We start from the raw sequence: 4,245 nt of genomic DNA on the forward strand, positions 1-4,245 counted from the left end.
TAAAGCAATTTTTGAACTTTCGTTATATTCAGAACTATGCTCCTTGAATAAGCAATAGCTAATAAATATTCTGCACAAATAACACTATCAAACCTTATCACAGATTATAATTATAATTTATAATACAAATATACATATATTTATAAATATATATTAAATATAACCCGCAAAACGAGATGTGCAGTTTTCTAAAACGAAATGTGCAAAAAATATTACAATTGTAATGAGCAAAATGAAATGATCGGTATTTAGTTTCAACTGATAATGTTTATTATTCCAAGTATAATAAACATTATTTTCGCATAGAATCTTTTATTATTTTCTTTGAATTATTTGTAGGTACATGAGCATTTTTATCAATATGCTGAGAAGAAATATTTTTATTTAAGTTATATTCGCTATCTTTATTCTCTTCATCTTGAGCAAATCTCATACTCATATAGATTATGCCTATCAATGCCGTATAAACAATTATTATATGGCAAATAAACTTCTTTAAAATTCCTTCATTGTATCTTGTAATTAGCAAAAGGGCTAGCAAAAATGAAATTAAAGAAGTAGCAAAAACAGATAAAAACGCTAATGCACTCCAAAGGCTTTTCACAAAAGCAAAGCCTTGAACACCTCCCATAATAAAGGCTATTGATGCTGTAAACAAAGCTATCAACTCAACAGCTTTTACTTCTGATTTTTTTACTTTATCATTTAACTCTTTAACATTATCAGCTATAGGTGTTATTTTACTAAGACTTTCTATTGTCATCAATAAAGTTTCGTGTTTTCTTTTAATTTGCTCATAATTATCGTAGGCTTCTTTATTGGACGGAGGTAACATGAATCCAGAATGAATATAGATATTTCCTATTAAGCATTCTTCATAAGGAAGTCTATATAACATTTTATGGGAATGTTCTATAGACCATTCCATATTGTTTTTATAGGCATTGTAAATAGGTTCTAATTTTTCCGTCAAGAATAAATTAATGTTTAAAACTTTAGTTATGTCTACCTCTGTTAATTCTTTTCCTAATAATTCTAAAGCTTTATTTAATGTTTTAAACTGTAAAAAATAGTTTTTATCATCATTTTTAAGATAATTGTACTGCTCAATTAATTTATATTTATCCTCACAAGATTCAACAAAAAGAGAAAATTTATTATTCTTAGCATATGAGTAGTTTATCTCCCATATAATATTGTTATTCTTTTTTCTTCGATAATCAATAGCTGATACGATATTTTCTAGACAATTTACATTCTTAGTAATATCTTTATGATATTTGATTAACGCATGATACTCCCTAGCAGTGGCATTGTATAAATCAAAATCTGTTTTCAATAAATCTTCACACTGCTTTCTGACAAATGAATCTTTATTACCATCATAATGGCTATCTATATAGTCTATTAATTTTTTCCACTCTTTACAATTATTATCTTGTTTAATTAGGAAGTCCGTCTCTGAATAATCATCTCTTTCTCCGTCAAAGCTAAATTGAATTTTTTTATTATTGAGAAAAGCTCTTTTTTTCCATTTATACAATAGAAAGTTTATCTTTTTCAGTATATCCCCGCGGTATCTTTGCAAAGAAGCCTTAGTAAGGTTCTCTACTTTTTTTCTCAAATCCCCTAATTCTCTAAAAATAACAACTAACTCGGAAAAATGAATATCAATAATTGAAACTTCAATACCAGCAATAAATAGATCTAATGTTTGGTCATTGTATTCAGGGGTAGGAGTTCTGATATAGATAAAATCTTCATTATCATTTTGATAGAATCTATATTCTTTTATAAAACGACGATATAAATTGGATATTTCATAGACAACGGATACTCCTCCCTGTTCTTGAAAAAATGAATTTGAAATAAGTTCATCTTCAGGCTTTTGAGGTAAATATGAAATAATGTCTATTTCATTATCAGCATATTCTCCTTTAATTAGAGAAGCGAACAGACTATGAGTGAAAGTTTTTATGCAAGAAAGATCATTAAGAGTCCCTTGGTAGGTATTATTATTTAACACACGCTCTACCAATAGTTGAAAATTTTCGGAACTCTCAGCTATAATACTTTTCCTCATTTCTTATTTCTGCAATAGGAATTGTTGTGTTATGTTCTTTTCTATATTGATGATAATAAATCCAAGTTAAATAAGAATGACTTATATCTACCAAATCAAAGGCTCCTTTCTTTATTAAATCAATATTTTTTTCTTTCAGAGCTTTTATACTTCCATTTATCTTATTAGAAAGTTCAGGATTTTTATTTGCCCAATTTTCAATAGCCTCTATATTACTTATAATTAGTTTGTGTCTATCTAATACTATATTAGTGGAATTTCTAAAATTATTATAGACATCTGCCTCTACATGACCGTAAGGCCATGCTTGGAAATTACCAAATATATCTAATAAATCTTCATGTTCCCCCCCCTTATCAGACCTATTAACCGAAGCTGTAAAAAATAATAACTTCATAGCTTTCAATATGCTAATATCATTCTCTTCTTCTTTTTTATTAGGAAAAACTTCATGATACCAGTCATTTAATTTCAAAAGAATATACTCGAAAGCGGGTATTTTATTATCTTCGTCCATGATGCAAATATAAATTTTTCATTCCTTTTTTGTTCTAAAAATACAACAAATTTTTGAGGTAATTGATTTTTATCATATTTTTTTTCTTGGTTATTTGTCCTTTAAAAGCCTTTTAAACTGGATAAAAACATACGCGATAAAGGCAATGAGCAGCATAACCACCCACAGCAAATACTTGAAATTATAAGCTATCTTCATCGTGTCGGTTTTCGTTTTGACTTGCTCCACCTCCATAGTTTTGATTTGCTCCTGCTGACTTTCTACCTGTGTTTTTAAGGCGTTTATTTGAACTGTAAGCTCTGTTACTCGTCTGCTCTCTGTGCTATCTTTTTGGTTTTTCTTTTCGGTGTACACCGCGTTTTTAGCGACAATTTCACGATAAGGCTTGCCGTTGCGATACTCGGTTATTCTCGCTGGTTTCGTGCTGTCTTGGCTTTTCAAAGTAAAATCGTAACCGAAGTTTTTTAGGCTAAGTTGATAGTCCTCTTGTCTTTCCAAAAGATTGCTTACAGAGCTTTCTGTTTGCCTTGTTTGGGTTTGGCTGGTGGTTTGTACTTCCGTGCGTTTTTCGGTTTGTGTGGTTTGCGTTCTGCAACCGAAAAGAACTAATAAAGCAAGTATCTTTAGTATATTTTTCATCCTAAATGTTTTTATATTCTGTTTTCGCATCAAAACTTGGACACGCTTTGCGTACATTTGGAAAGTCTCTGTGTCCTAAGATTTTCGCCATAGGGTAGAGCTTCCGCAGGTCTTTCAAAAGCTTCAATAACGAGGCTTTTTGTGCCGTTGTCCGTGTATCTTTGGGGTTGCTTTTTGCATCCACTCCGCCCACATAGACTACCCCTATGGCATTAGCGTTAAAACCTTTGACCTGTGCGGGTATCTTGTCTACATCACGCCCAAATTCAATAGAGCCGTTCAAATCCACCACATAGTTGTAACCAATCTCCCGCCAACCTCGTGCTTTGTGCCATTGGTCAATATCCTTTGCTTTAAAATCTTTACCTTCGGGCGTTGCCGTACAATGCACCACCAAATATTTAATAGTTCGCTTGCTCTTTTTCATTTTCTTTATTTTCATTGATTTTATTAGCAATGTTTTCTAATATATCTCTGTTTTGCAAAAAGACCTCCATTAAATCCACAGCACTTTTGCTTACTCGTCTCCTGAGCTTATCCTCTCCTTTTTCGTATACCGACTTTACTTCGGTAAAAACCAAAGCTGTAGCCCCTAAAATACTAAACAACGGAATTGCAGATAAGGGCTTCGGAAGTACTGTAGGGGTGATGACATCAAGAAAGTCGAAAAGCAAGGCGAAAGTCATCATTGAGTAGTAAAACACTACTTTATTAATACTTCTGCGATAGCCTTCGCTGGTGCGTACTTCACCTAATTGTCGTGCTTTCCTTAATCCAAAAATAAAATCTACTATCATAGCGATAAGTACCGCTACCCATACCGTGCAAACTATCCCCAGCTGTATAAGAATATCTGCAAAATTTCTGTTTAAAAAGTCTAATATCATAGCTCTTACTCCTTATCCTGTCTTGGATTAATGATTTCTAATATCGTCGCAAATGCCTCATTTACTATTTGCAAATCATTCACGTTATTCACTCCTTGTCCGTTGAGGTTAAAGCCCCC

General features: G+C 31.8%; 5 protein-coding genes. All 5 read right to left on the reverse strand.

What is annotated here, in order from left to right; all coding sequences use genetic code 11:
• Nucleotides 1-292: 292 nt before the first annotated feature.
• Nucleotides 293-2,038 carry a hypothetical protein gene (locus BLS89_RS10240; protein WP_143017773.1) on the reverse strand — a complete coding sequence of 582 codons (1,746 nt, stop codon included), beginning with the start codon at nucleotides 2,036-2,038 and terminating at the stop codon, nucleotides 293-295.
• Nucleotides 2,039-2,060: 22 nt separating this feature from the next.
• Nucleotides 2,061-2,600, reverse strand: a complete 540-nt coding sequence (locus BLS89_RS10245; RefSeq protein ID WP_092738119.1) for a Panacea domain-containing protein — start codon at nucleotides 2,598-2,600, stop codon at nucleotides 2,061-2,063.
• A 90-nt stretch (nucleotides 2,601-2,690) separates the two neighbouring features.
• A complete protein-coding gene (locus BLS89_RS10250; RefSeq protein WP_092738121.1) occupies nucleotides 2,691-3,239 on the reverse strand; it encodes a hypothetical protein in 549 nt (182 codons plus the stop codon).
• Nucleotide 3,240: 1 nt separating this feature from the next.
• Nucleotides 3,241-3,666, reverse strand: coding sequence for an N-acetylmuramoyl-L-alanine amidase (locus tag BLS89_RS10255; RefSeq protein ID WP_092738125.1), 426 nt, complete (start codon nucleotides 3,664-3,666; stop codon nucleotides 3,241-3,243).
• Entirely contained in the window at nucleotides 3,641-4,126 is a 486-nt protein-coding gene (locus BLS89_RS10260) for a phage holin family protein (protein ID WP_092738123.1), read from the reverse strand. Before BLS89_RS10260 ends, BLS89_RS10255 begins: the two co-directional genes overlap by 26 nt.
• Between the last annotated feature and the right edge of the window lie 119 nt (nucleotides 4,127-4,245).

This window comes from Riemerella columbipharyngis, from assembly GCF_900101995.1.
Classification (GTDB): Bacteria; Bacteroidota; Bacteroidia; order Flavobacteriales; family Weeksellaceae; genus Riemerella; species Riemerella columbipharyngis.

Excerpts from the sequence above, each read along its gene's own strand:
- BLS89_RS10245 (WP_092738119.1), bottom strand. The coding sequence starts at position 2,600 with ATGGACGAAGATAATAAAATACCCGCTTTCGAGTATATTCTTTTGAAA.
- BLS89_RS10250 (WP_092738121.1), bottom strand. The coding sequence starts at position 3,239 with ATGAAAAATATACTAAAGATACTTGCTTTATTAGTTCTTTTCGGTTGC.
- BLS89_RS10255 (WP_092738125.1), bottom strand. The coding sequence starts at position 3,666 with ATGAAAAAGAGCAAGCGAACTATTAAATATTTGGTGGTGCATTGTACG.
- BLS89_RS10260 (WP_092738123.1), bottom strand. The coding sequence starts at position 4,126 with ATGATATTAGACTTTTTAAACAGAAATTTTGCAGATATTCTTATACAG.